The organism is Streptosporangium nondiastaticum (assembly GCF_003011965.1).
GTDB classification, from domain to species: domain Bacteria; phylum Actinomycetota; class Actinomycetes; order Streptomycetales; family Streptomycetaceae; genus Streptomyces; species Streptomyces nondiastaticus.
Window position 1 is genome coordinate 1 of sequence record NZ_PXWG01000278.1, and the last position, 2,612, is coordinate 2,612.

A 2,612-nucleotide genomic window follows, 5' to 3' on the forward strand; every position below is an offset into this window, starting at 1 on the left:
GGGCGGCGGCGCTCGGCGGCGACGCGGACGGCGCCGTCGAGGGCGGCGGCCACGAGGGAGAGGACGAGGGCCGCGGCGAGGGCGGGCGGCAGGGCGGCGGGGAAGTCCGCGGGGGCGAGCGGGGACAGGCCGGCGTCCGTGGCCATGGCCGGGGCGGCGAGGGCGAAGACGTGGGAGGCGGCGCAGGAGGCCAGGGAGAGCTGGGCGGCGTGCCACAGCCGCCGGATCCACGCGGGACGCTGCTCGACCCGGCCGACGAGCGCGCCCGGGATGGCCACGAGGCCCGCGGCGGCGGGCGGCAGCAGGAACGCCCCGGCGAGCAGGACGGGCAGGGTCAGGGTGCGGCGGGGCAGGCGCTCGCAGACGGCGCAGACCGCGGCCAGCAGCGCCACGGCGCACCACGGGACGCCCGGTCCGGCCCGCAGGGCGGGGGCGGCGCACGCGGCGGCGGCGAGGACGGCGCACAGCACGCACAGGCGCGCCGCCGCCGGTAGTGCCCCCATGGTGCGTCCTCCCCGTCCCGTGAGGTGCCGACATGCTTGCCGTCAGGAAGGGGAGAATAGGGTCCGGCGGAGCCGGGGAACGTCGCATTCAGGGATTGCCCCGCGCGAACCGACCAGATGCACACCTTCGGGTGATTATCGCCGCCGGACGGCATGCACGGGCCCGGCCGTATAAGGCCGAGGGCGGGACGGGAAGGGAAGGGAAGGATCGCCGCGCCGCGGGCGCGGGGACCGGCTACTCCTGGGTCGTGGCGCCCAGCGGGCCCGGGCGCGCGGGGCCGCCCGACGCGCTGCGGGTGCTCTTGGCGCCCGGCGCGCTCTCCGCGCCCTTGGCCGTGCGCGCGGCGGCCTCCGCCGCCCGGGCCTCGGCCACCACGTCCTGCTCGGGCACCGACTGCCCGGCGCGGATGAGCTCGATCCGGCCCATCACCTTCGAGCGCAGGTCGGCCGGCACGTCGTCATGGCCGCAGCAGCGCTTGACCAGCTTCTTCACGGCCTGTTCCAGACCGTACTTCTCCAGGCACGGGGAGCACTCGTCGATGTGCACCTCGAACTTGGCGCAGTCCCCGTCGGGCATCTCGTGGTCGAGGAACTCGTAGAGGTGGTCGAGAACCTCGGAGCAGTCCGTCTCGTGCGGGTCTCCGCAGCTCATGAGTCCGAGCCTTTCCGGTTGTGCGACTCGTCGGAGCCGTTCGGCGCAGCAGGGGCCGTCCCGGCGGGGACCAGTCCCCGCTCGCGGGCATAGTCCTCCAGCATTCCGCGCAGCTGGCGGCGGCCCCGGTGGAGCCGGGACATGACCGTGCCGATGGGCGTACCCATGATGTCCGCGATCTCCTTGTACGCAAAGCCCTCGACGTCCGCGAGGTAGACCGCTATCCGGAATTCCTCGGGGATGGCCTGGAGGGCCTCCTTGACATCGGAGTCCGGAAGGTGGTCCAGGGCCTGGGACTCGGCGGAGCGCAGACCGGTCGACATGTGCGACTCGGCGCGGGCCAGCTGCCAGTCCTCGATCTCCTCCGACGCGCTGCGCAGCGGCTCGCGCTGCTTCTTGCGGTAGGAGTTGATGAAGGTGTTGGTCAGGATGCGGTACAGCCACGCCTTGAGGTTCGTGCCGTCCCGGAACTGGTGGAAGGACGCGTACGCCTTGGCGTAGGTCTCCTGCACCAGGTCCTCCGCGTCGGCGGGGTTCCGCGTCATCCGCAGGGCGGCGGAGTACATCTGGTCGAGGAAGGTGAGGGCGTCCCGCTCGAACCTGGCGTTGCGCTCGGCAGCGCTCTCCGCCGCTTCGGCCGCGGCCTCCACGGCACTCTCCGCAGCGGTGCGCGCGACGCCGTTCGCGGCGCTCTCGGTGGCGCTCATGCCCGTGGCTCCGGTGTCTTCGGTCCCCTCGTCGGCCCCAGTGACCGGACCCACCTCCTCCAACACGACGGCAGGACCGGATGCGGACCCGCTCGAATCGGAGAATAGACGACGATCCCGCCCGTCCGCCGCTCCAGACGGGGCGGGCTGCGCCACATGCAGTGCGGACCATCCCAGGTCAGCGGTCTGCGGGCGGGACAGGCATGCGATCGAACCCATGCGGCGAGCTCCCATTCCTCGGTCGGGCCAGTGGCTGATGACGACTGGCACAACAGCGCCCGGGCACGCCGCATTCCCGGAATCCTCCGGAATTCAACAGCTCTTTCGGAATGCGGAATTCCGCACGGAGGGCGTGGCGGCGCGGGGCGAGGGAGCGGGGCGAGCCGGGCCGCGGGCGGCCGTCAGCGGCCGATGCCCGCCAGCCACTCCGCGACGGCCCCGGTGAGCCCGGCCAGCGCCTCCTCCTGCCCGACGTCCGCCTTCTTCGGCACGGCGAAGCCGTGGTCGCCGTGCGGCACGGGCACCAGGTGCGTCCCGGACGGGAACTCCTCGGGGCGGCCGAACGGGTCCTTCGCGCCCTGGACGACCAGGGTGGGCAGGCCGGCGCCGGTCAGCTCGTCCGCACGGGACTTCTCCGGCTTGCCCGGCGGGTGCAGCGGGAAGCTCAGGGCCAGCACGGCGGCGGCGCCGAGGCCGGCCGCCGTGCGGCAGGCGACCCGGGCACCCGCGCTGCGGCCGCCGGCGACGACC

At 73.9% G+C, this 2,612-nt stretch carries 4 protein-coding genes; all 4 read right to left on the reverse strand.

What is annotated here, in order from left to right; translation table 11 throughout:
- The coding region (locus tag B7P34_RS35645) for a hypothetical protein (RefSeq protein WP_223268593.1) at positions 1-503 on the reverse strand (503 nt) is incomplete at its 3' end.
- 235 nt (positions 504-738) lie between these two features.
- A complete protein-coding gene (gene rsrA, locus B7P34_RS39880; protein WP_106682253.1) occupies positions 739-1,155 on the reverse strand; it encodes a mycothiol system anti-sigma-R factor in 417 nt (138 codons plus the stop codon).
- Entirely contained in the window at positions 1,152-1,862 is a 711-nt protein-coding gene (locus tag B7P34_RS35655) for a sigma-70 family RNA polymerase sigma factor (protein ID WP_223268594.1), read from the reverse strand. The genes rsrA and B7P34_RS35655 overlap by 4 nt, the downstream gene beginning before the upstream one ends.
- 401 nt (positions 1,863-2,263) lie before the next feature.
- Positions 2,264-2,612, reverse strand: a 349-nt coding sequence (locus B7P34_RS35660; protein ID WP_353620291.1) for an alpha/beta hydrolase family protein, incomplete at its 5' end; no start/stop codon positions are given.